Raw genomic sequence first — 21,865 nt, forward strand, 5'->3', positions numbered from 1 at the left:
GAATAACATAATGCGCCATGGGCAAATATTTCAAGTTCCATATTTGTTTTTAGGGATTTGATTTCTTCTTTTTTCATCTCACGTGGAAGAACAACTCTTTTAATTCCCTTGCTTTCAAGGTAATCCAGTTTAAGCTGATTTTCACATGTCATCTGTGTTGATGCATGCATTTTCAAATCGGGCAAGTGTTTGTTAATTAACTCAACCAATCCCAAATCCTGCACTAAAACGGCATCCACACCAATCGAATATAGCTTTGAGAGATAATTGATTACGCTTTCCAGTTCATCCTGCTTAATTAGGGTGTTGACGGTAACGTAAACCTTAACGTTATGCATATGTGCTATGTTTACCGCTTCGGTTATTTCATCTAAAGTAAAGTTTTTGGCGAACTTGCGGGCACTGTAATTTTTTCCAGATAGATAAACTGAACTTGCCCCTGCATTTATTGCCACTTTCAAATGTTCCATTGATCCAACTGGCGCAAGTAATTCAGGAATTCTCATTATTTGTCCTCGTGTAATCTGCCTTCAATATAATTGCCTTTGTTAATGTAGGATTGTGAGAAATCCATGATTTGGTATTTATATTTGGTCAGCTCTTCTTGATCTTTATTTTTAAGACTTTCATTGTAAATTGATAAAATTTGAGAGGTATATTTTTCATTTGAGTATCTGCAATCCAGAATCAGTGAATCAAGACCCATTTCCTTAATTTCATTTATCTCTTCAATCAAGCATTGGCAGTCCTTGTTGATGATGTGGCTTTGCCTGTTGTAGTCGAAAAATACTTTATATTTGAATTTTTTCCTTTTTTTGTCTTCTAAGGTTGCATAATCCGCATCATTTGAAATGATAAAGTCTTTTCCATCATTTAAATTGGTGAAATCATCCTTGCTGACAATCACTTCAAGGTTTCCATTGACAATCATTTCCAAGTCAATGTTTCTGTCATGGTTTCTTTTAACAAGTTCGCTGATTTCTTTTCCTGAAAGCTCAGATGATACTATTAATGATTTAAATCCTGCTTGATTCAAATCACGCACACAGAAACTGTTCCATACATTTAGGTTGTGGTTTCCATAAATCGGACAATCGAATATTTCACTCATGCCTGGGAAATCCCCCATGACCGAAATTATGATTCCTTCATCTTCAAGTTCCTTAACGATTTCATTGCATTTGACTGCATCATCTTCTGATATGAATGAGGATAGAACCCAAACGAATTCGGTTGGGGCGGCCATTAAACTAGCTTCCTTCAAAGTCTTTTTTATATTGGCAAAATAGTCTTCAGGGTTGTTGTAATGGCAGTTGCCGTCAAAGTAAATTCTTTTCAAATCAAATCCTGAAGCTGCCCTAATTTGAGAAACATCATCAATAAATACTGATAGTTTTGGTGTTTTCTTTTTGACTTTGCCTTCAAAGGAATTGTAGTCGTCAAAGAATTTTGTCAGATTTTTTCTTACTTCTTTGACAGCTTTTTTGGTTGGCTTGTAATGATTCAACAATAATGTTTCAGCATTTTCAAGTATTTCACGCCTGATTTGATTGATTTCGCCAATCGGAATGAATATGTTTTTAGGCATGTTGTTGAAGCGGATATTTTCAATATAAAACGGTGTTCCACCAGTCTTTTTAAGCTGATTTTCTATTACGTCTTCCGTAACAGGTTTGTTTTTTGCTTTTTCGAATTTATCCATGCATTTATGTCTGAAATTGATTAGTTCATCATCCAGATAGAATTCAACTTTGGTAAATAGGTTCAAATTTTCATCCCAGGTCAAGGATAAGCTTATCGGAACATTATTCTTGATGGTTTCCTTTTCAAATTGCTTTAAATAATCGTGAGTGGATTTTGAATAGCTGATAAACACTTCGGTTCCAACTTTGACAAGGCGGGTTGTGTCTATTATGATTTCATTTTCGTCCTGCTTTATGATGTTTTCAAGATAGATTCCCTTGATTTTACCATTATATTTGAATGCAATTCCGTCTCCCGGCTCCAGAATGACTGGAATCTCTTTATTTTTAATTTCAATTGTAACTTTGGTATCTTCAATGTTTGTTATGTCTCCGATGTATAGACCTTCATGGCCGGAATGGCCTCTGCCCATAACGTCTCCAGGCTTATCGCCCATCATGTATCCGTTGGTGAAATTTCTGTTGAAAACAAGGTGCAGGTCTTTTTTATAGTCCCCTTCATTTCCATCTAGAAGGTTTCTGTAGCTGTTTACGATTGTCCCGATATAATCTCCTGATTTCATCCTGCCCTCCAATTTGAGGGATTTGACTCCTGCATCTGAAATGGCCTGTAAATTATTGTAGGTTGCAAGATCATGAGTTGAAAGCAGGTATCCGTTTCCTATGTTGTATCCTCTGTATTTCAAACGATACTCCCTCCTGCAGGGTTGTGCACAAGCCCCTCTGTTCCCGCTTCTTCCGCTATTGTATGAGGACATGTAACATTTTCCGCTTACACAGTAACATAGTGCTCCGTGACCGAACACTTCAATGTCCATGTTGATATTGTCTTTTTCAAGCCTTTCATGTGTTCTTTTGATTTCTTCGATACTGACTTCACGGGGCAGCACTACTCGTTTTATGTTGTTTTTGCTGGCCCATATAAATGAAGGATAATTATTCAATCCCATCTGTGTTGATGCATGAACCTCCAAATCTGGAATAAATGTCTTTAAAAGCCAGATCAATCCGAAATCCTGAACGATAACTGCATCCACTCCAATTTGATACAGTTTGAATAAGTAATTTAAGACGTCCACTATTTCAAAATTGTTTATTAATGTGTTTACGGTAACATGGACTTTGGCACCATTTAGATGGGCATAATTCACTGCCTTTTCAATCTCTTCCATTGTGAAATTTTTAGCGTATGCCCTAGCGCCGTAGTTCTGTCCTGCAATATAAACGGCATCTGCACCCGCATTAACTGCAATAACCAATACGTCGTATGAGCCGGCTGGAGCCAATAATTCTTCTAAAACCATTTTATTTATACACCTTATTGATTTATTCATTTTTTACTTTTGTAATTAATTATATATTAAATTAAAACATATTCTATTTTATGTACATTGTATTTGAAGGAATCGATGGTTCTGGAAAATCCACCCAAATCCAAATGTTAAAAGAGTGGTTGGAAGCAAATGGATTTAGGGTAGAAACACTAGTCGAACCGACAGATTCTGAAGTTGGAAAACTGATTCGCAAAATCCTGCAACGTCCAGATGCAACAACAGATAGGCTTCAAAAGACATTAGGTCTTCTTTTTGCAGCTGATAGGATGTTAATAATGGACAAATTGGAAGACGAATCAAAAATAATTATTTCAGACAGATCATTTATTTCATCCTTAGCTTATCAAGAACCTGCGGAATGGATTGAGGTTTTAAACAGGTATGCCAAAAAACCCGATTTGCTTATTTTATTGGATTTGGATGTTAAAAAATCTGTTGCAAGGACATCTGGTGAAGATACCTTTGAAAATGAAGAGTTTTTAACCGGTGTTAAAGAAAACTATCTAAAAATAGTTGAAAACTATGAGCACCAAATAATTGATGCAAACAATGGTGTAAATAAAGTATCTTCCGATATTAAAAAAGCAGTCGCACCATATCTTGGAATCTGTCCAGACTGCATAAGATAAGAAAGGAAAAAGTTATTTTTTTCCTTCTAATTCTGCTAATCTTTCACGAATGGCGTTTTCTAAAAATTCTCTAACTTTTACAAGCTCATCGTATTCGCCAATTAATTTTGGTCCGAATTCGGTTTGTTCTAATTTGATATCGAATTTTTCGAATGCATGAGCAAGCATTTGTTCGCCAACACCGTTAGGTAGGCCCATTTCAAATTCTTCTTTTTCTTCAACCATTTAATTCTCCTCCATGTATTCTCTTACCGGAGCAAAGAATTCAATTAAGAAATCTTTAATTCCATTTTTCAAATCCATTGGATGTAAGTTACCTTCACTAAAGTCCTTAATTAACTCATCGTGTGTAAGTTCGATGTCTCCACCGAACTTTTCAGGTCTTTTGATAAGTAGAGTATCCTGATTAGGGAAAACAAAGGTTTCTGCAATTTCAATCATCGGGTTTCCTTCAACTTCACCTTGAGGGCAGAAACTTTTCTTGATTTTTTTGGTAATTACTTCAACGCTGTCATCTACTGCTATGTAGTTTCCTTTGCTTGAAGACATTTTGGCATCGCCGTCAAGGCCGTGCAATAATGGGGTGTGGATACAGACAGGAACGTTTTCGCCTATTCTTTCCAGGTTTTCTCTTGCCAGCATTTGGATTTTCCTTTGTTCCATTCCACCAAGCGCAATATCCACTTCAAGTGCAGCCATATCGACAGTTTGCATAATAGGATAAAGAACGCTAGCCACTTTAGGATTGTCATCTGCACGACTTACCTGATCCATACTTCTTCTTGCTCTTTTTAAAGTGGTCATTGTTGCTAATTGATAAACTTTATCAGTATAATCCGGCTCCAGTTGGAAGGATGAACCTAAAACATATTCTGTTGTTTCATCAAGACCTAAAGCCTGGAAACATTTTTTGTTGTATTCTGCGGTTTCAGCTATTTCTTCAACTGTTCCTTTTCCATTCAAGAATGCATGATAATCCGCTAAAAGGATTTTAATCTTAAAACCTAACTTTTGCAATTGCTTTAATTTTTGCACAGTTACAGCATGCCCCAAATGGATTTTTCCTGAAGGTTCATAACCGGTATAAGCTATAGGTTCTTCTTTTTTAAGAACTTCTTTTAATTCTTCGGTATCTATAACTTCCAAGGTTCCTTCTTCGATTAACTGAATTTTTTCTTCAATATTCATTTTATCACTTAGTTTAAATTAAATAAATGTAATTGTCAAGTCTAATAAGTCTAACTTCGTCCCCAACATTATATTTGCCGTATTCCTCTTTCATATCCAAATCAACGGCAGAATAGTCAATTGGATCTAAAATCTGCATGATTTGTGGAGATTTTGAAATGACTGTTGTAGTTTCTATTTCATCCGCTTTTTTAACAAGTTCAATGTCATCCATATTTTTCATAGGGATGTTATGCTTTTTGTTTGTGGAAATTTCTTCACCTATAAGGCTGTTTTTACCGATACTATGCACATATAATATCTTGTTTTCAAATTTGATAAAGTCCCCAATTTCAAATTCGGGCATTCTGATTGAAATCCAAACCCTATAAAGGCCTTTGCCGGTAGATTTGTCTTCGCTGATAAGTCTTGGAGACTCTTTCATTACTCCTCCGAATTCTTCTTTTAAGGCTTCGGCTACTTTGTTTCCAGATTTAAAAGAGCCTATGTAGTAATCGTATCCTTCTTTAAGTTTTGCCCTTTGAGGACAATATGCTAATTTATCGCTTTTTGATTGCTTTTGCAATGTCCTTTCAACTATTTCATCAGCTTTTGCATATTCTTCCGGTTTTATTTCACGATTATCGGCTCTAAATTGAACCACACTTTCGTAATATCCTGATTGTATTTTACTGCAACTTGGACAAACGGTCTTTAGGATTTTAACTTCTGTGTCATGAGTCTCTTCTATTTGTGTTCCTTCAACTTCTCCGGTAACTTCAACATAGCATTCTGCTAATGTGCCTTTCATTTGATCAATTTCAAGGTTTATAATTTCATTTGAGACTTCATCAGCTACTTTTATGTTTCTCTCAAGTGCTCTGTATATTATCTCTTCTTCAGGAAGGAATTCATCTGACCATTTCCCTTCCTCGAGTTTACTATTGCAGTGGCTACAGATTTGAACTTCTATTCTTTTTGGAAGTTCAATCATTTGAAAATCTTTTAAAAAACAGTCGATGCAGATGTCTCCAACCATTTTTTTATCGGTACTTCCGCACTCCGGACAAAACATAGTATCAATAAAATAAGAAAAAAGGTAGGATTATAATGATTTTAAAGGTGCTGTTGCGCCGCATGCAGCACATTTGAGTAAGAATATTCTACCTTCTCTAATAATTCTTGTATCTGGTCTGTTACATTCGTGGCAAATTACGTATTTGTCCACATAATCTTCAATTCTTTCATTGATTAGGTAATGAGTAAATTTACCTTGCAATATTGCTCTTTGACCTTCAATATTTCCTGCAGTACCTAACTCTCTCATTAAGAATTTTAATAAGTGTTGAGGGTCTCTGTTCAAACCTTCTGCAACATCTTTAAAGTTTTTAATGAATGTTCTATTACCTTGGATATCTGAATAAGCTTTAGGAATTTTGAATCTTTTGTGTTCAAATACTTCAGGAGGTAATTGGTCTATTGCTCTTTCTAATAAATCTTCGTATTTATCCATATTATCTCTCCATAAAATTAGTATAAGTATAATATATTAAATTTTATTTTACTCATTTATTAATGTATTGTTATTAGAGGGGGAAGTGTCAAAAATTTTTTAAAAATAAAAAAATAAGGGATATTTAAACATGTTTAAAGTATCCAGTAGTTGGTTGGTATAAGACTCCTTTTTGGACTAAGTTTCTGACAATTTGTTCTGTTTTGTCTTCACTTACCCCATATTTCTCGCTCATATTGGATATTAATACATTTAAAGGAGCATTACCTGCATATTCTTCTTCAAGAAGTTTAATTTCTTCACTTACTCTTTGTATTTTGTCCCTGTCTGATTTTGGTGGGGCTCCGCTTAATACACCCACTTCTATTTCACCGGTTTCAGGGTCAATTCCCACCTGTTTAAGACAAGCCATTTGCAACCTAACGGCTTTTTCAGCATCTTCTTTTTCAACAAAGTCTTTAAGTTTGATTTTTGCACTGGCTTCTGCTAAACGAATTATTGCTTCCAACTGCCTTGCAGTAATCGGAACAGTGCTTTGTTCTTCAGGATTGCTGTTTCTTGTATTCACATAGAATTCTTTCAATACTTGGTTAGCTTCATCTGTTAAGACTGGATTTGCTGTTTTACGGGCGTATGCAATATACTTTCTAAGCAAATCTGGTTCTATTTCATAATCAATGGTATTTTCTTTGTGTATTTTCAAGATATGGTCTGCTAATTTTGAATCTCCTTCTCTGGTTGGCTTGTCTTCAATAACGAAAATCAAGTCAAAACGTGAAATGATTGGAGCGGGAAGGTCAATTTGTTCTGCAAGTATTTTGTAGCTGTCGAATTTTCCAAATTTAGGGTTTGCAGCCGCAAGAACAGAACATCTTGAATTTAATGTAGCCATGATTCCTGCTTTTGCGATACTTACTGTTTGTTGTTCCAATGCTTCGTGCAGTGCTGATCTGTCTTCAGCTCTCATTTTGTCAAGCTCGTCAACACAAACATTACCTTGGTCCCCAAGTACTAATGCACCCGCTTCAAGAGACCATCCTCCAAGTTCATCTCTAACGGCAGCTGCAGTCAAACCTGCGCCTGTTGTACCTTTACCGCTTGTATAGATACTTCTTGGAGCCAATCTTGAAACGTATTTTAATATTTGAGATTTACCAATACCCGGGTCCCCTACAATAAGGATATGGATGTCTCCCCTTAGTTTGGTTTCATCTTCGAGCTGTTTTGCAGAACCTCCAAATAGCTGCAATGCGATAGCTTCTTTCACATCCCTATATCCTCTAATTGAAGGTGCTGTTGATTTGATTATTTTATCATAAATATTAGGGTCTTTGGATAACTCAAGAATTTTCTCTTCATCTTCTTCGGAGAGTTGGATTTCTTCAAATTCCTGTTCTAATGGTTCAATATGATTTACATATATGTAATTTTTAAACTTGCCGCTTCTTTCTTCTCTGAATGTTTTTAATGTTCCTGTAATTCTTACTTTATCTCCAGGATTCAATTTATCTACTAAATCATCTTCTAAAATCATCAACATCTGCTTAGGTTCGCTTCCTCCGGACAAGTTTTCCAAAGGTTCCTGCATCCTGGCAGTTTGAGTGTCAATATACTTTGATTCTTCCTGAAGCAATCTGAATGATCTTCCACCACATTCACTACATAATGACGGTTCTATAATCCTGTTTGCAGAAGTCTGTTCAACTTCATGAAGTCTCATACATCCCCTACATTCAAAAACACCGGTTTCAATACGAGGCCTGATTTCATCTGTCTTTCTTACAATCCCATCAGCCGCAACGAATGTTCCGATATATTTGCTTAAAAGAGTCTTTAGAGGTATGACATTGGAGAGATTTGCAAAACGGATATTGATGTCAGCATCTTTTACAAGAGGGTCAATATTTTTGATAGCTATTTTTGCAGCATTAATAACTTCCTCTGGTTTGTCTATTAATAAATCTGCTAAGTCCGGATCAAATATTTCTAATGCTTGGTAATCTACATTAAGTGATCGCTCATCAGGATATTTTTCGAGTATTTTAAATACATCATCTTTGTATGATGTTGCAAAAAATTCTTCAAATTTTGCAATTGATGTTTGTGATTTAGTAGTAGAATTCATTATCTAAATATTTTGATTTTCATAGTTAAAAAGAATTTTGTTATGCTGAAAAATGGGTAAAAATTATATACTAAAATAATTAATATACTATATACGAATTATAATTTATTTAATTATTTGAGGATAATATGAGAAAATCTAGACTAAGCTTATTCAAATCTACTTCTATGATGATTTCCGTTGTTGGAATCATTATGATAGTATCAACGATTATTGTTGTGGCATATGTAGGGTATAGCATGGTTTCATCTGATATTACAAATGAAATATCCTCTGGAACACAATATGATGAGCTTGCCGAACTTAAAGCGGAATACGGTAATTTGTCTGTCAAGTTTGATAATATAAAGGCTACTTATTATGCGGGTGGCCCTGATCAGGTTAAGATATATAATGATGCAAAACTTGAATTGACACGGGCAAATTCAGCTATTGAGAATGTTCAAAGTGCTTTGGATGCAGGTAAACCATCTAATGACGTTGATAGCAGAATAGTTTTCGCTAAAGAAAAACTCGAATCTGCAAATAAGGCATACAACAGCCTTTAATTTTATTTTCTTTTTCTATTTTTTTTGTTAGGCATATACTCTAAGCCAACAACATACATTTCAGAACTTTTTTTACGTGATGATGCTGGTTTTGTTGTTTTCACTTTTCTAAATTTGCCTTTAAGTGAGTCTAACATTTCTTTGTATTCAGGGCCTTGAAATACTTTCATGACAAGATTTCCTTTAGGTTCTAAAATGTTTTCGGCTATTTCTATTACCACATTTGTCAGGTCAATTGATCTGAGCTGGTCAATATGTTTGATTCCGCAGAGGGAAGGTGATGCATCAGACATCACAACTTTTGCTTTTCCTCCAAGGTATTCCATAATCTTTTCCTGGACTTCGGGGGTTGTAAAATCACCTCTAATCCCATAATAGTTTTCTTCGTGGAATTTTTTAAATCTGTTCAAATCCACGCCAACAACGACACCTTCTTCACCGACTTTCTCGAGTGCAACTTGTGACCATCCTCCAGGTGCGGCTCCAAGGTCAACTACAGTGTCCCCTTCCTTTATGAGTTTGAATTTTTTATCGAGCTGCTTGAGTTTATATGATGCCCTTGAACGGTATTCTTCTTTTTTAGCTTTTTTATAATAAGGGTCATTATGCTTTTCCATTTGCCATTTGCTTCCCATTTCAATCCCTCTTATATTTGTCAAAATCAAGTGCGCTACATACTGGGGCTCCAATTTTAATAATTTCAACATCCACTTCTTTATTATTAATTCCAAGTAGCATTACAGTTCTGTCTGCAAGTCGTGGTACAACTGGGCTTCCAGGGTTTAATAATAACACTCCCTCTGTCTGTTCTATTTTTGGTTGATGTGAATGTCCGGTTACCAGAATGTCTACATCTAATTCTTTAGCCAGATAAACTAATTGTTGTGTATCGGCTCTTGGATAAACTTCTCCGTGTGCAATTCCAATTTTCAATCCTTCCACTTCGATTGTTTTAGCAATCGGGAGTTTAATTCCTCTTGCCCTATCCATATTTCCCTGAACTGCTAGTACAGGGGCGATTTCTGATAATTCGTCAATTACATTAACGGATGTCAAGTCCCCTGCATGCAATATTAAGTCGACTTCACTGAATGCTTCTAAAACTTTTTGGGGAATTTCTTTTGCTCTATCTGGAATATGGGTGTCTGAAATTAAACCTATTAACATTTTTTCAACCTAATTAAATTTTTACTTCAATTTCTAATATGTTTTTTATCCTTTTTAATATTTTTTTCAGTTTTCTTGCAATTAAATAAAAAATATTATAAATTCATAATTATATATTTATAAATATCATTCTTTTAAGGAGAAGATATAATGGGAGAAGTTAAAAAGGAAGACATTTTAGATATTTTGGCTAAATATGACAAAAGCGATATCACAATAGCAACTCTCGGAAGCCACACTTCTTTACACATCCTGCAAGGTGCTAAAGAAGAAGGATTTAAAACAGCTATTGTATGTCAAAAAGGAAGAGAAATTCCATATCAACGTTTCGGAGTTGCAGACGAATATATCATTGTCGATGAATTCAAAGACATTGTTAATGAAGAAGTCCAACAACAACTTAGAGATATGAATGCAATCGTTGTTCCTCACGGATCTTTTGTTGCATATGCTGGATTGGATAATGTTGAAGATAAGTTCAATGTACCTATGTTTGGTAATAGGGATGTTTTAAGATGGGAAGCTGAAAGAGATAAAGAAAGAGCATTGCTTGTTGAAGGTGATGTAAGAATTCCTTTCAAATACAGCGATCCTTCTGAAATTGACAGGCCTGTAATGGTTAAGTTCCCTGGAGCAAGGGGTGGAAGAGGTTACTTTGTAGCTTCATCTACTGAAGAATTTGATGCAAAAATTGATGCTATGAAAGCTCGTGGATGGTTAGATGACAGTGATGTTGAAGCAGCACACATTGAAGAATATGTTTCAGGCTGTAATTACTGTATACACTACTTCTACTCAGCACTTGATGATAAAGTTGAATTAATGGGTATGGACACAAGATATGAATCCAGTATTGACGGATTTGTAAGAATGCCTGCAAAAGATCAGTTAGACATTGACTTAAGTCCATCTTATGTTGTTACTGGTAACCACCCAGCTGTAATTCGTGAATCTTTACTCCCACAAGTATTCGATATAGCAGATAAATTAACAGAAAGTGCTAAAAAATTAGTTGCTCCTGGATTAAACGGTCCTTTCTGTATGCAAACATTGGTAAATGATAATTTAGAAGTAATTTGTTTTGAAATTAGTGCTAGAACCGACGGTGGAACAAACACATTCATGGATGGTTCTCCTTATTCCTACCTAACTTATGGCAAGCCAATGAGTATGGGTAGAAGAATTGCTTTAGAAATTAAACGTGGTTTAGAAAGAGATGAATTAGAAAAAATAATAACATAAAGTTATTATTTTTACTTTTTTTTATTTTTTAAAGATTTTATTTAAAAATCCTGTTTTTTCCTCAGTTTTTTGAATATTAGCTTGTTTATTTTTCTTTTTAGTTTTACCAATATTCTGTTTTTTTTCATATTCTTCCAATGCTTTCGCACGATTTCGTTTAGCCAATGCACCAACAAATCCTACAAATGCTCCAACAATAAGAATAAGAAGGGTTACAGCCAATATTCCAGTTTCAGTTAAGAAAAAACCGCTAGGTTGGCCAAAGTATCCTTCTAAATATAGAATTATTATTGGTGTAGAAGCTAATGCTCCAAGGATTGTTCCCAGTGGTAGGTTCTTTTGCCCATATCCGGCATATAAAAGTCCTATCGCTGAAAATGGATAAAACCAATCCCAATACATAAATCCAAATATTATGAATCCGGCAGCTATGGCTGCTCCAAATATTAAAGCTTTAATATTTATTTCTGGTAAGTTCGCCATTTTATCTCTCCCAAAAGATTATTTTTTAGAAGCCATTAATCCTCCAAATGCTCCTGTAATTCCCATAACAATTGCATAATAGATTAAATAGCCGATTATCACAGTTATGCTTGTAATTCCAGAAAGTGTAAATCCGGTTAATCCTCCGAAAATACCGAATAATGCACCTCCAAAAGTTGCAATTATGACAAATAATATTGCACAAACAATAGTGCCTAATGCTCCGGCAACAGCAGCATTCCACATACCGCCGATTGTTCCTTCATGAGCTATGTATCCAGTTATAAATCCTACAATTAATAATCCGACAAATTCATATTGTGCGAAAAATGATTTAACAATTACAGCTAGTATGAAACCGATAATTACTGCGTTCCATTTGGTCATAATAATCACCTTGTATATAATTATTTGATGTTGTTAATAAAGGTATCTATTTTTTCATCCGGATTTTCAAGGTCTTTGGATGTTAAAAACATTGTTGAAATTTGTGTTTTCCCGGAAACTTCAGCTATATTGGTTAATGCTTTATCATATCCTCCGCCCATGCAAGTGCAAAATGAAGCCATGTTTTTAATTTGGTCTTTATATTTAATCAAATATGTGAAAATTGGTGCTGCCATATTAGAAGACCAAACTGGTGTTCCAATTATCACTAAATCATAATCGGATGGATCTTTTGAAACAGGGTCAATGTCGCTTGCTCTGCCCATTGTAGCATTCATTCCACCTCTTATGAATCCAAATTTGCCTTTGTATTTGTCACCATCGGTGATTTCTTCAATATCGCAACAAGCTCTTTTTGAAGCTTATTTGCAATTTCTTTTGTAGTATTTGTTCTTGAGTAGTATACGATTAAAGTTTTCATTTTATCACTAATATATGTCTTTTAATTTATCTTTAATTTGATCAAGAATAGCTTGATGCATTCTTTTTGTAAATTCTCCTTTGTCATTTTGATTTAGAACATCCAAATAACCTTGTGAAACCAAATTAAATGCAAAAGGACTTGGTATAATGGTATTTATTGTTTTCACTTCCATTTCTCCGGTTGAAACCATATTTATAACTTTTAAAGCGTTTTTAATGTCCATATAATCTTCCAAAGCCTCTCTTCTGGCTTCCTTTAGGATTGAAAAGTCGTTGTCCATTTCCTGAACAAATTTCAGCAGTATCTTTCCACGGACTTGCTGGCGGCCAACGGATTTTGATTCGCCCTTATAATGCCTTAAAGTCATTAAAGACCTTCCGGCACAGTGTCTGAATCTGGAAGCCAATGTTTCTGTTTTATTCAATGAATTTGTCAGTACGGTTTCAAAGTTTTCGGGAGTCAGTTCTCTAAAGGATTCCAATCCTCCGATTTTGCCGTCCGAACTTAGATAAAAGCCATTGTCCGATATTGAAATTGTTACGTTAATGTTATATCTCTGTGCAACTATATAAGCAACGGCTCTTGACAGTGCATCATTGACTTTTCTTCCGAACAATGAGTGGAATATTATAAAACGCCTTCCTCCAAACCCTTTATAGTATTCAATTAGCAATAAGCGGGTGCTTGGTATTTTTGCATATTTGTACTGTTCAACAAAGTATTCATAAATCGAATTTGCCGCAAAGTCATCGACATACAGATAATCATAGATGAATTCCATAATCTCCTCTTTGCTTCGGCGGTATTCAAATTTGGTTTCCATATGGGAGCGGAACTTTTGGATTTCCATTGCAAGGTCAAAGGATAATGGCAGCTGCTGTGAAAACCAGGAAGGTATTGTCGGAGGGCCGCTTGATGGGGTTACATTAATTGTCATTCCTTTCCCATAGTTGAATCTGTATGTTCTGCCTCCTAGAACAAATGTGTCTCCTTTTTTCAATCGTTCTAAAAATGATTCTTCGATTTTACCTACGGTTTCCCCATCGCATTTAACTAAAACGCCAGAGCTGTCAGGTATTGTACCGATATTTGTCGAATAAAGCATTCTGGCCAGTTTTCCACGTTTTCCAAATGTTTTTTCTTTATAATCAATCCAAATTTTTGCATAGACATATCTTTCTTCAAGTTCCGGATATTCTCCGGCCATATAACTTAGCACATCTTCATAGTCATCTCTTGAGAGATCTTTATAGCAATAGCTTTTTCTGATTACCTCATAAGCATAATCAATGTCCCAGGTATTTTCAATGCTCATCCCATAAATGTGCTGGGCTAAAACGTCTAAACAGTTGGTGGGAATGTTTATCTTATCAATTTTTCCCTCTTTAGCATTCTTAAGCAATACTGAACATTCCACCAAGTCATCACGATTGGTTACGATTATCCTTCCTTTTGATTTTTCATGTAGTTTATGTCCGCTTCGCCCGATTCTTTGAAGAGCCCTTGCAACTGATTTCGGCGAGTTTATCAAAACGACAAGGTCAATATATCCGATATCGATACCAAGTTCAAGGGATGTTGACGATACAACAGCTTTTAGTTTTCCCTCTTTCAGCTTGTTTTCCGTTTCCAAACGCACTTCCTTTGAAAGTGAGGAATGGTGGGCCATTATATTGGAATCATTGTAATTCATAGGATACATTTTCTTTAAGTTATAAACGAATCTTTCAGTTCCGCTTCTTGTATTGGTAAATATTAGTGTTGTCTTGTTTTCCTGAATCAAATCGTCTAATAGGTCATACATTCCAAGCCGTGTGTCTTCTTCATCAGCAAGCACGATATCGCTTACAGGACACATTACTTCCATGTCCAGCTCCTTTAGATAATTTATATTGACTATCTTGCAGCTTCTTCCAACTCCATATTCATAACCGACAAGGAATTTTGCAACTTCTTCAAGCGGACTGACAGTTGCTGAAAGGCCAATTCTGGTAAATTGCCCGACTAAATGCTGTAATCTCTCTAGAGATAAACTTAAATGAACACCTCTTTTATTTTCAGCCAAAGAATGTATCTCATCTACAATAACATATTTTACTCCGCTTAGTTTTTCCCTAAACTTCGGAGCTACGAGCAAAATGGATAATGTTTCCGGAGTAGTAATCAGGATGTGTGGCGGTTTTTTAAGCATTTTTTGTCTTTGGTATTGTGTAGTGTCGCCGGTTCGCACTGCTTTTCGAATTCCAAGATTATGGCCTGCAATTTCTTCGATTCCTTTTAGGGGCTCGTCTAAATTTTTTTCAATATCGTTGTCCAGTGCTTTTAGTGGTGAGACATAAATGCAATAGACTTTATCTTCTAATTTGCCTTTCTCAGCAAGTGTTGTAAGTTCGCTGATCACCGATAAAAATGCAGTCAATGTCTTACCTGACCCTGTTGGTGATGAAATGAGGATATTATTCTTTTTGTGGATGTCAATGATTGATTTTTTCTGAGCGGGGGTGAAATCCTTGAATTGTGAGTCAAACCATTTCTGAACCCACGGATGCAGGGTTTTGAAAATCTGCTTTTTGGTATATGATTTGGTTTGCTCTTCAATCATTTAAATTTCCTCAAGTTTTTTATTATAATTGTAATATTAATTGATATAATTATATTAATTTTATTAATTTTTCAAATTATCCGTGTTTGTTTAATAGTTATTGTTTCAATTATAATTTTATGGCTATTATTTTATACATCTTGAAAAATTCAATTGTTATAATTTAACCAGTTTATTTAATTTTTTTGAATATTTTAGAATAATATTCAATTTAACTTATAATTTAATTGAATTTCATTAGATTTTGTAATAAAAATAATTAAATAGTTTAATTTTTAATATATTTATACATAGGCTTATGCCTTAGGTGGTATATAAAATGAAAAACTATTTCGATATTAAAGACAAAGTTGCAGTCATAACTGGAGCTTCCTCCGGTTTAGGCTGGCAAATTGCACAAGCATATGCAAGCCAAGGTGCTAAATTAGCATTATTCGCAAGAAGAGAAGAAAGATTACTTGAAAATGTTGCTGAAATCGAAAAAGAATTCGGAACTGAAGTAATGTATGCTGTATGTGATGTCGGAGATTACGACAGTATCACTGCAGCTGTTGACAAAACTATGGACGCATATGGAAGAATCGATATTTTAGTTAACGCAGCAGGTATGGGAAACAACAAAATGGTAGTTGATCAATCCAACGAAGAATGGGAAAGACACATCCACATTGACTTAAGCGGTGTATACTACATGTGTAAAGCAGTTGGAGAAATAATGATCAAACAAGAATACGGTAAAATCATTAACATCGGTTCAATCCACTCAAGAGTTATCTTCCCTGGAGGAGGAATCAGCGCATACTCCTCAGCTAAAGGTGGTGTAATGAACTTAACCAAAAACTTAGCTGTAGAATGGGCTAAATACAACATTACCGTAAACGCTATTGGTCCTGCTGTATTTGAAACAGAATTAACCGTAGAATCCCTCGGATTACCTGGATTCATGGACCTTATTGCAGCATACTGTCCTGCTGGCCGTTTAGGTAAACCTGGTGAATTAGACGGTATTGCAATTTATCTTGCATCTGACGCATCCAGCTTCTGTACAGGTCAATTAATCTGTATTGACGGTGGATGGACAGCAATCTAAATAAGAGATTTTTTCTCTTATTTTTTTCTATTTTTTTTAAAAGATTATATATTCTTAAAATCTAATTTAATATCATGTCAAATTTAAGTTTTGAAGAAGCTATTAACAATTTATCAGATGATGATGTTAAAGTTAGAAAAGAAGCTATTGAATCATTAGTTGGAATTACTGATGAAGAAGCTATTGAACCATTAATTAAAGCCACTACTGATGATAATGCACAAGTTAGATTTAAAGCGGCTGAAATTTTAGGAAGCATGGGCGATGTGGCCGTTGATAAATTAATAGAAGAATTTACAAATGCGGAAGGCAAAGACAAAAGATTTTTAGCATTTGCACTCAAAGAAACTGAAGATGAAAAAGTCATTCCTTATTTTGTTGAAGCAGTTGATGATGAAGACTTTGGAGTCAGAAAGGTTGCTGTACGCGCACTGGGTGAACTTCAGGCAGATGACGAATTGGATACAATTGCAAAATGCCTTGAAGATGAGGATTGGGGCGTAAAACTTGCCGCCATTCAGGCATTGGGCGATCTTGCAACTGATGAGGCAATCCAATTGATTAAAGATGCTAGAAAAGGTGAAGATGATAAGGACTTCAAGAAATCCTGCAATAAAGCCATTAAAAAAGCTGAGAAAAGACAAAAAGCTAAGGCCTCTGGTGAAACAGTTGTTAAAGTAATACCAATGAGCACCATTAAAGAAATGGAAAAAACCAATATGCAAAAGGCGATTAAGGAATACGAACGCTATGTTGAAGCAAAAATGGCTAAGGATGCTCCTTATAAAAGATTATGCGTCCTATACAGGAAAGAAAATGACTATGACAATGAAGTTAGAGTCCTAGAAACTGCAATTGAAGTGTTTGCAGATAATGACAAAAAGGCATCTTATTTCAAAAAGAGATTAGCTAAATTGAAATAGCTATTTTCTTTTAATTTCGTATAAGTCTTCCCTTTTATTTTTTAAAAGCGGAAGTTCTTCTCTTGTTTTTTTTATTTCACTTAAATCTATTTCAGATATTATCAAATTTTCTTTTTCATCAGCTTCAGCTATTATTTCTCCCCAAGGATTTGTAACGATTGAATGGCCAAAGCTATGATAGCTTGCATCTTTGTTTAGAGCCGGAGCAACACCAACGCAATAAACCTGATTGTCCAAAGCTCTTGAACGGAATAACAACTCCCAATGTGCAGGACCGGTTGTCATATTGAATGCACCCGGATAAAAGAGTATCAAAGCCCCATTTTCAACCATGAGTCTTGCAAGTTCCGGAAAACGAATATCATAGCAAATTCCAATGCCTATTTTTCCAAATTCAGTATCTGCTATTGTAACCTCATTTCCAGCAGTTAAAACATCAGATTCCTTAAAGGTAATTTTTCCCTTAACGTCTATGTCAAAAAGATGCATTTTTCTGTGTTTGGCTATTACATTCCCATGTTTATCAAATAGATAGCTGGCATTGTATAATTTGTCATTTTCCTTTTCTGGAATTGATCCTGCAAGAATGTAGACCTTATTTTTTTTAGCCAATTCAGAAATTTTATTTAAGGTAAAACTGTCATTTTCTTCTTCCGCATATTCGATGAACTTATCATTTGAATATGGGCAGTTAAACATTTCTGGAAGAACAATAAAATCAGCATTGTTTGATTTACTTTCTTCAATCATAAAAGTAGCATTTTTGATATTCTCTTCTTTATTGTCAATGACATTCATCTGACAAAGTGCAAGTTTAAGTTTAGTCATTTTAACACTTTAAAAAAATAGAAAAAGTATGATTTAAATCATACTTAAGCAATATTTGCGGAATTTACCACAGAGTTGATGTCATCAGTTGTAATTGAATTAATGGAGTCCCCATTTATTTTAAATACATACAACTTTCCTTCACTAAACATTGAAACAAATCTAGTGTAGTCCCCATTGGCATTTTCCAATATTATATTTGATGCATTTCTACCATCAATAGTAACTGTTTCAACAAGTTCTACATATGAACCGGTTGATTGCGCATAGCTAAGTCTATCTTGAGTTATATCTTTTAAAGATTTGGAATCATTAGAAACATTATAATACTCTATGGTAGTGTTATCACTGTTTTTGAAAAATTTAGCTCCATGATGTTCATCATCTTTTTGTTTAATTTCTTTCCAGTCTTTAGGATATTTAAATGAAAAGTCCCCTGCACTAAATTCAGCTAAATCAATAGATTGAATTGGTGTGGAGTTATTATCTGACCCGGTAAGGACAATTCCACAAATTACAATTAAAGTTATAAGCAATATTATTCCAATAAGTAGTTTCTTTTCTTTTAATATATCAACTACACTTTTATCATTGGAAGTCTTTTTAGTTTTTTGTTCTCTTTGGAAAATATCTTCTCTATTAGTTGCAACTTTTGCTTTAGGGAATTTGTATCCACAATTTCCACAAACAGGAGCGCCGTCATAACTAGGATTTCCACATTCAGGACATTTTTTCACAACTGAACCTCCATTGAAATTTACGTTTATATTAATAATAATGTTTTTATTTATATAAATAGATATTTAATATTCGTGATATTATGGATAAGATTAATGTTGATGATATAAATTATGCAATCTATAAAATTGGGGATTGGAAAAATGATTATGAAATCAACCAGATTGGATTGTCAAGAGAAATTCCAGTCACTGAAGCTACCATATTTCATGTAAAATTTTCCATGGAAGAAATCAGAAATACAAAATTTGACATGTCAGATAAGCAGGTAAACGGTTTTGTAGCTATTGCAGAACAGCTAAATCCAAAAATTCAAGAAATGGAATTGGAAGATGTTATTGAACTTGAAGAAAATGAATATCAAAATATTTTAAAAGAATTAGATGAGTTAGAATTGTTAAATAATGATGAAACAGTTCCTCTTGATGGTGAAGAATATCTTATTTATAAATTGGAAAAAGAGCATCATGTAACCAAATCCTTTCCAGCAAACGAATTCACAAGACAATTTTATATAAGTGAGTTAAAAAGAATTAAGGATGCATTAGGTTAGAATGCATCTAAAGTAACTTTCTTATCCCTCTTTAATTCACGAGGAGGTTCAACAGACACAAATTCGATTCCTTCCTCTTCAATCAATTCTAGTGCATCATCCATGATTGAGGGTGCAATGAGTAATCCTCGTATTTTCTTTTTTTGAGCTTTGCATTCTTTTAGATAATCATTTTCAGTATTTTCTAAATCCTGCAAGTATCTTCTGAGTTGTTTAACTGCAGTAACGCCTGCTTTACGGGCTTTTAACTCCAGAACCATCAAGTTATTATCCTTATCTTTTCCTAAAATGTCAATAAATCCGTGTTCGACACTGTATTCGCGAGTAGTTGGGGTGAAACCTTCTTCTATAATGTGAGGCTTTTCCATAATCATATCACTCATGTCTTTTTCATATCCTGCCTGTTCAAGTTCCTCAAAGTCTTCAATATTTGCATAACTAATAAATTGGATTTGCCTTATCTCAACAGTCAATAGTTCTTTTGGAGTTCTTCTGTGACTTTCTAAAAATAGATGGTCATTTTTAATATAGCTTCTTGTTCTTGATTTAGGAGGTTGCCAATTTACAGGTTCCACTTTCTTTTCCTGATGGATTAAAAACGCTCCATCAGGTTTAATCATGATAATGCGTTCTCCCCAGTTTAGTTCGCTTAATGCCCTTCCTTCATAATTGACTTTACAGCATGCAAAAATCACGATTGTTGCCTTTTTACGTAGGGCTTCTTGAACCAAATCATACGCATCTTCGCAATTAGGTTTTTCTAAAATTTTATATTTCATCACAATAAACATTGTTTAGTTTAATTTAAATATTTTGTTTTTTATAGAATTATTTGATTTATCTTGATTTTGTTGGAGGAATTAAAATTTACGATGAGGAATATTTTGAAAGTAAAAATCAATATTTTACATTGGATTCATTTGAATTTGAAAATGGTGCAGTCTTAAATGATGTTAAAGTTGAATATATGACTTTTGGAACTCCAATCTATGACGAAAATGGAATTATAAAAAATGCAATAATCTATTGCCATGGATCTTTAGGAAGGTATTCTTCAATGAAAAAAATCGCTCCGTTAGTGGGCAGTGGTGATGCATTTGATGAGAACAAATATTTCTTCATTTGCTTATCAGCTCTAGGTTCTCCAGGGTCATGCTCCCCATCAACAACCGATTTAAAAAACAGATTTCCAAAATATTCAATCAATGATGTTGTAAATTTCCAGAAAAAATTCCTGGCCGAAAAGTTCAATATTGAACATGTTTTAGGCATGATTGGAAATTCGATGGGCGGTTTTGTATGTTTGTCATCGGCTATAAACTATCCTGACTTTGCCGATTTTATCATCTGTGGTGTAAGCAGCTATAAAGTTGCAGGCCATGATTTCATTCTTTCCAAATTCGTAAATGAAATCATAGAATCCGACCCCGATTATAACAAAGGCGATTTGACTTATTCCCTGATTAGGACATTAAGAATGGCTTGTCTTGCGGAATTTAATTTTGGGCTTTCTAAAGAAGCATTAAGAGACATGTCCAATGATGAGTTAAGTGCTGAATTTGAAAACTTTGGAAATGAGAGCATTGAAACTGACATTTATGATTTGAAGTATTGCAATGAGTCCTGCATGTACTTTAATGTAGAAGGTGATTTGGACAAGATAACATCAAAAGTCCTGATAATTTCCTGCGAACAGGATCCTCACTTTCCACCGGAATTGGATGCTATTCCAATGTCTGAAATGATTAAGAATTCTGAACTGATAATTATGGATTCTGAGTTGGGGCATTTGTGTTTTAATGAACTTGAAACAATTTCCGACCAGTTAAAAGAATTTGTGGGTGGTTTTGATGGATGTTAAGATTTCTGATTATGGCGATGACGATAAAAAATATGTTGAGTATTTAGTACAAGGTTTGTCTTCAAATCAGATGGAATTTCTTAATAGTAATCTGGAGGAAGAAACATCTGTTGAAGGGGATTTTTTAAGGATTAAAATGTATTTTGATGATGAATTATATCCATTCCAAAGTGATGCTGCCAAATTTAGATTGGATGATTTCATAGCGCGTGAAGAAATAGAAATGAATGTTTTTCTGTCTAGTTTTTTAGAGGATATGTAACATTGGTCGGTTCTGCCATATTATTTTTTTTATAATAAAAATTTTAGACAACTGTGAATTATTTTCAACATAGTTAAATAGTTCAAAAAGATATTTGATTTCATTTTTAATGCTCTTTTTAAATTTTGAAGTATTTTTTTATATTTTATTCATTTAATTAGAAGTTGTTATCTATTTTTTATAAATTAATCCGTACTTTTTTTAACAAGTAGTAATATTTATATAT

25 protein-coding genes are annotated in these 21,865 nt (G+C 34.3%); 8 read left to right on the forward strand and 17 right to left on the reverse strand.

The features are described from left to right. Together ACJROP_RS03580 and ACJROP_RS03585 are read right to left on the reverse strand one after the other, a co-directional pair. The coding region (locus ACJROP_RS03580; RefSeq protein WP_406534125.1) for a peptidase U32 family protein at positions 1 to 506 on the reverse strand (506 nt) is incomplete at its 3' end. Continuing rightward, positions 506 to 3,007: a DUF3656 domain-containing protein gene (locus ACJROP_RS03585; RefSeq protein ID WP_406534126.1), complete on the reverse strand. Its 2,502-nt coding sequence runs from the start codon at positions 3,005 to 3,007 to the stop codon at positions 506 to 508. The genes ACJROP_RS03580 and ACJROP_RS03585, both read right to left, overlap by 1 nt. 80 nt (positions 3,008 to 3,087) lie before the next feature. Here ACJROP_RS03585 and tmk point away from each other — a divergent pair, with 80 nt between their 5' ends. After that, the gene (gene tmk / locus ACJROP_RS03590; RefSeq protein WP_406534127.1) at positions 3,088 to 3,666 is read left to right on the forward strand and encodes a dTMP kinase; all 579 of its coding nucleotides are present in this window, start codon (positions 3,088 to 3,090) and stop codon (positions 3,664 to 3,666) included. Positions 3,667 to 3,678: 12 nt separating this feature from the next. Here the strand turns inward: tmk and ACJROP_RS03595 are convergent, their stop codons facing one another. The 5 genes from ACJROP_RS03595 to ACJROP_RS03615 form a co-directional block, all read right to left on the reverse strand. Then, positions 3,679 to 3,891 (reverse strand): hypothetical protein, encoded by a 213-nt coding sequence (locus ACJROP_RS03595; RefSeq protein ID WP_406534128.1) that lies wholly within the window; start codon positions 3,889 to 3,891, stop codon positions 3,679 to 3,681. After that, the gene (locus ACJROP_RS03600; RefSeq protein ID WP_406534129.1) at positions 3,892 to 4,854 is read right to left on the reverse strand and encodes a tyrosine--tRNA ligase; all 963 of its coding nucleotides are present in this window, start codon (positions 4,852 to 4,854) and stop codon (positions 3,892 to 3,894) included. Positions 4,855 to 4,867: 13 nt separating this feature from the next. Further along, positions 4,868 to 5,908, reverse strand: coding sequence for a 60S ribosomal export protein NMD3 (locus tag ACJROP_RS03605; RefSeq protein WP_406534130.1), 1,041 nt, complete (start codon positions 5,906 to 5,908; stop codon positions 4,868 to 4,870). 30 nt (positions 5,909 to 5,938) lie between these two features. Next, positions 5,939 to 6,346 (reverse strand): translation initiation factor IF-2 subunit beta, encoded by a 408-nt coding sequence (locus tag ACJROP_RS03610; protein ID WP_067040760.1) that lies wholly within the window; start codon positions 6,344 to 6,346, stop codon positions 5,939 to 5,941. A gap of 124 nt (positions 6,347 to 6,470) precedes the next feature. Beyond that, the gene (locus tag ACJROP_RS03615; RefSeq protein ID WP_406534131.1) at positions 6,471 to 8,471 is read right to left on the reverse strand and encodes an ATP-binding protein; all 2,001 of its coding nucleotides are present in this window, start codon (positions 8,469 to 8,471) and stop codon (positions 6,471 to 6,473) included. A 128-nt stretch (positions 8,472 to 8,599) separates the two neighbouring features. Here ACJROP_RS03615 and ACJROP_RS03620 point away from each other — a divergent pair, with 128 nt between their 5' ends. Then, positions 8,600 to 9,019, forward strand: coding sequence for a hypothetical protein (locus tag ACJROP_RS03620; RefSeq protein ID WP_406534132.1), 420 nt, complete (start codon positions 8,600 to 8,602; stop codon positions 9,017 to 9,019). Positions 9,020 to 9,021: 2 nt separating this feature from the next. Here ACJROP_RS03620 and ACJROP_RS03625 read toward each other — a convergent pair whose 3' ends face one another. Together ACJROP_RS03625 and ACJROP_RS03630 are read right to left on the reverse strand one after the other, a co-directional pair. Beyond that, a complete protein-coding gene (locus ACJROP_RS03625; protein ID WP_406534133.1) occupies positions 9,022 to 9,654 on the reverse strand; it encodes an RlmE family RNA methyltransferase in 633 nt (210 codons plus the stop codon). Position 9,655: 1 nt separating this feature from the next. Then, positions 9,656 to 10,186, reverse strand: a complete 531-nt coding sequence (locus ACJROP_RS03630) for a metallophosphoesterase (protein ID WP_406534134.1) — start codon at positions 10,184 to 10,186, stop codon at positions 9,656 to 9,658. Positions 10,187 to 10,336: 150 nt separating this feature from the next. Here ACJROP_RS03630 and ACJROP_RS03635 point away from each other — a divergent pair, with 150 nt between their 5' ends. Beyond that, positions 10,337 to 11,428, forward strand: coding sequence for a formate--phosphoribosylaminoimidazolecarboxamide ligase (locus ACJROP_RS03635; protein ID WP_406534135.1), 1,092 nt, complete (start codon positions 10,337 to 10,339; stop codon positions 11,426 to 11,428). Between the two features lie 21 nt (positions 11,429 to 11,449). Here ACJROP_RS03635 and ACJROP_RS03640 read toward each other — a convergent pair whose 3' ends face one another. Genes ACJROP_RS03640 through ACJROP_RS03660 form a run of 5 tightly spaced genes read right to left on the reverse strand, consistent with a single transcriptional unit; the run spans position 11,450 to position 15,384 of the window. After that, positions 11,450 to 11,911: a hypothetical protein gene (locus ACJROP_RS03640; protein ID WP_406534136.1), complete on the reverse strand. Its 462-nt coding sequence runs from the start codon at positions 11,909 to 11,911 to the stop codon at positions 11,450 to 11,452. A gap of 18 nt (positions 11,912 to 11,929) precedes the next feature. Then, positions 11,930 to 12,298 (reverse strand): DUF5518 domain-containing protein, encoded by a 369-nt coding sequence (locus tag ACJROP_RS03645; protein ID WP_406534137.1) that lies wholly within the window; start codon positions 12,296 to 12,298, stop codon positions 11,930 to 11,932. 20 nt (positions 12,299 to 12,318) lie between these two features. After that, the gene (locus ACJROP_RS03650) at positions 12,319 to 12,636 is read right to left on the reverse strand and encodes a flavodoxin family protein (protein ID WP_406534138.1); all 318 of its coding nucleotides are present in this window, start codon (positions 12,634 to 12,636) and stop codon (positions 12,319 to 12,321) included. 8 nt (positions 12,637 to 12,644) lie between these two features. After that, positions 12,645 to 12,779, reverse strand: a complete 135-nt coding sequence (locus ACJROP_RS03655; protein ID WP_406534139.1) for a hypothetical protein — start codon at positions 12,777 to 12,779, stop codon at positions 12,645 to 12,647. 7 nt (positions 12,780 to 12,786) lie between these two features. Continuing rightward, positions 12,787 to 15,384, reverse strand: coding sequence for an ATP-dependent helicase (locus ACJROP_RS03660; RefSeq protein WP_406534140.1), 2,598 nt, complete (start codon positions 15,382 to 15,384; stop codon positions 12,787 to 12,789). A 319-nt stretch (positions 15,385 to 15,703) separates the two neighbouring features. Here ACJROP_RS03660 and ACJROP_RS03665 point away from each other — a divergent pair, with 319 nt between their 5' ends. Together ACJROP_RS03665 and ACJROP_RS03670 are read left to right on the forward strand one after the other, a co-directional pair. Beyond that, entirely contained in the window at positions 15,704 to 16,474 is a 771-nt protein-coding gene (locus ACJROP_RS03665) for an SDR family NAD(P)-dependent oxidoreductase (RefSeq protein ID WP_406534141.1), read from the forward strand. 74 nt (positions 16,475 to 16,548) lie between these two features. After that, positions 16,549 to 17,397, forward strand: a complete 849-nt coding sequence (locus tag ACJROP_RS03670) for a HEAT repeat domain-containing protein (protein WP_406534142.1) — start codon at positions 16,549 to 16,551, stop codon at positions 17,395 to 17,397. On the opposite strand, the gene ACJROP_RS03675 is transcribed toward ACJROP_RS03670, so the two are convergent. Together ACJROP_RS03675 and ACJROP_RS03680 are read right to left on the reverse strand one after the other, a co-directional pair. Further along, complete coding sequence (locus ACJROP_RS03675; protein ID WP_406534143.1) at positions 17,398 to 18,225, reverse strand: carbon-nitrogen hydrolase family protein; 828 nt, start codon at positions 18,223 to 18,225, stop codon at positions 17,398 to 17,400. Positions 18,226 to 18,269: 44 nt separating this feature from the next. Then, positions 18,270 to 18,962, reverse strand: coding sequence for a zinc ribbon domain-containing protein (locus tag ACJROP_RS03680; RefSeq protein WP_406534144.1), 693 nt, complete (start codon positions 18,960 to 18,962; stop codon positions 18,270 to 18,272). Between the two features lie 83 nt (positions 18,963 to 19,045). Between ACJROP_RS03680 and ACJROP_RS03685 the strand changes: the two genes are divergently transcribed. Then, positions 19,046 to 19,516 (forward strand): hypothetical protein, encoded by a 471-nt coding sequence (locus ACJROP_RS03685; protein WP_406534145.1) that lies wholly within the window; start codon positions 19,046 to 19,048, stop codon positions 19,514 to 19,516. On the opposite strand, the gene nucS is transcribed toward ACJROP_RS03685, so the two are convergent. Further along, positions 19,513 to 20,295, reverse strand: coding sequence for an endonuclease NucS (gene nucS, locus ACJROP_RS03690; protein WP_406534146.1), 783 nt, complete (start codon positions 20,293 to 20,295; stop codon positions 19,513 to 19,515). The two genes, ACJROP_RS03685 and nucS, sit on opposite strands and share 4 nt — an antisense overlap. Before the next feature lie 53 nt (positions 20,296 to 20,348). Between nucS and ACJROP_RS03695 the strand changes: the two genes are divergently transcribed. Together ACJROP_RS03695 and ACJROP_RS03700 are read left to right on the forward strand one after the other, a co-directional pair. Continuing rightward, entirely contained in the window at positions 20,349 to 21,377 is a 1,029-nt protein-coding gene (locus tag ACJROP_RS03695; RefSeq protein ID WP_406534147.1) for an alpha/beta fold hydrolase, read from the forward strand. Next, positions 21,367 to 21,639 carry a DUF5750 family protein gene (locus tag ACJROP_RS03700; RefSeq protein ID WP_406534148.1) on the forward strand — a complete coding sequence of 91 codons (273 nt, stop codon included), beginning with the start codon at positions 21,367 to 21,369 and terminating at the stop codon, positions 21,637 to 21,639. The genes ACJROP_RS03695 and ACJROP_RS03700 overlap by 11 nt, the downstream gene beginning before the upstream one ends. Positions 21,640 to 21,865 lie beyond the last annotated feature (226 nt).

This window comes from Methanobrevibacter sp., assembly GCF_045220775.1.
Classification (GTDB): Archaea; Methanobacteriota; Methanobacteria; order Methanobacteriales; family Methanobacteriaceae; genus Methanocatella.

Excerpts from the sequence above, each read along its gene's own strand:
- ACJROP_RS03585 (WP_406534126.1), bottom strand. The coding sequence starts at position 3,007 with ATGGTTTTAGAAGAATTATTGGCTCCAGCCGGCTCATACGACGTATTG.
- tmk (WP_406534127.1), top strand. The coding sequence starts at position 3,088 with ATGTACATTGTATTTGAAGGAATCGATGGTTCTGGAAAATCCACCCAA.
- ACJROP_RS03595 (WP_406534128.1), bottom strand. The coding sequence starts at position 3,891 with ATGGTTGAAGAAAAAGAAGAATTTGAAATGGGCCTACCTAACGGTGTT.
- ACJROP_RS03600 (WP_406534129.1), bottom strand. The coding sequence starts at position 4,854 with ATGAATATTGAAGAAAAAATTCAGTTAATCGAAGAAGGAACCTTGGAA.
- ACJROP_RS03605 (WP_406534130.1), bottom strand. The coding sequence starts at position 5,908 with ATGTTTTGTCCGGAGTGCGGAAGTACCGATAAAAAAATGGTTGGAGAC.
- ACJROP_RS03610 (WP_067040760.1), bottom strand. The coding sequence starts at position 6,346 with ATGGATAAATACGAAGATTTATTAGAAAGAGCAATAGACCAATTACCT.
- ACJROP_RS03615 (WP_406534131.1), bottom strand. The coding sequence starts at position 8,471 with ATGAATTCTACTACTAAATCACAAACATCAATTGCAAAATTTGAAGAA.
- ACJROP_RS03620 (WP_406534132.1), top strand. The coding sequence starts at position 8,600 with ATGAGAAAATCTAGACTAAGCTTATTCAAATCTACTTCTATGATGATT.
- ACJROP_RS03625 (WP_406534133.1), bottom strand. The coding sequence starts at position 9,654 with ATGGGAAGCAAATGGCAAATGGAAAAGCATAATGACCCTTATTATAAA.
- ACJROP_RS03630 (WP_406534134.1), bottom strand. The coding sequence starts at position 10,186 with ATGTTAATAGGTTTAATTTCAGACACCCATATTCCAGATAGAGCAAAA.
- ACJROP_RS03635 (WP_406534135.1), top strand. The coding sequence starts at position 10,337 with ATGGGAGAAGTTAAAAAGGAAGACATTTTAGATATTTTGGCTAAATAT.
- ACJROP_RS03640 (WP_406534136.1), bottom strand. The coding sequence starts at position 11,911 with ATGGCGAACTTACCAGAAATAAATATTAAAGCTTTAATATTTGGAGCA.
- ACJROP_RS03645 (WP_406534137.1), bottom strand. The coding sequence starts at position 12,298 with ATGACCAAATGGAACGCAGTAATTATCGGTTTCATACTAGCTGTAATT.
- ACJROP_RS03650 (WP_406534138.1), bottom strand. The coding sequence starts at position 12,636 with ATGAATGCTACAATGGGCAGAGCAAGCGACATTGACCCTGTTTCAAAA.
- ACJROP_RS03655 (WP_406534139.1), bottom strand. The coding sequence starts at position 12,779 with ATGAAAACTTTAATCGTATACTACTCAAGAACAAATACTACAAAAGAA.
- ACJROP_RS03660 (WP_406534140.1), bottom strand. The coding sequence starts at position 15,384 with ATGATTGAAGAGCAAACCAAATCATATACCAAAAAGCAGATTTTCAAA.
- ACJROP_RS03665 (WP_406534141.1), top strand. The coding sequence starts at position 15,704 with ATGAAAAACTATTTCGATATTAAAGACAAAGTTGCAGTCATAACTGGA.
- ACJROP_RS03670 (WP_406534142.1), top strand. The coding sequence starts at position 16,549 with ATGTCAAATTTAAGTTTTGAAGAAGCTATTAACAATTTATCAGATGAT.
- ACJROP_RS03675 (WP_406534143.1), bottom strand. The coding sequence starts at position 18,225 with ATGACTAAACTTAAACTTGCACTTTGTCAGATGAATGTCATTGACAAT.
- ACJROP_RS03685 (WP_406534145.1), top strand. The coding sequence starts at position 19,046 with ATGGATAAGATTAATGTTGATGATATAAATTATGCAATCTATAAAATT.
- nucS (WP_406534146.1), bottom strand. The coding sequence starts at position 20,295 with ATGAAATATAAAATTTTAGAAAAACCTAATTGCGAAGATGCGTATGAT.
- ACJROP_RS03700 (WP_406534148.1), top strand. The coding sequence starts at position 21,367 with ATGGATGTTAAGATTTCTGATTATGGCGATGACGATAAAAAATATGTT.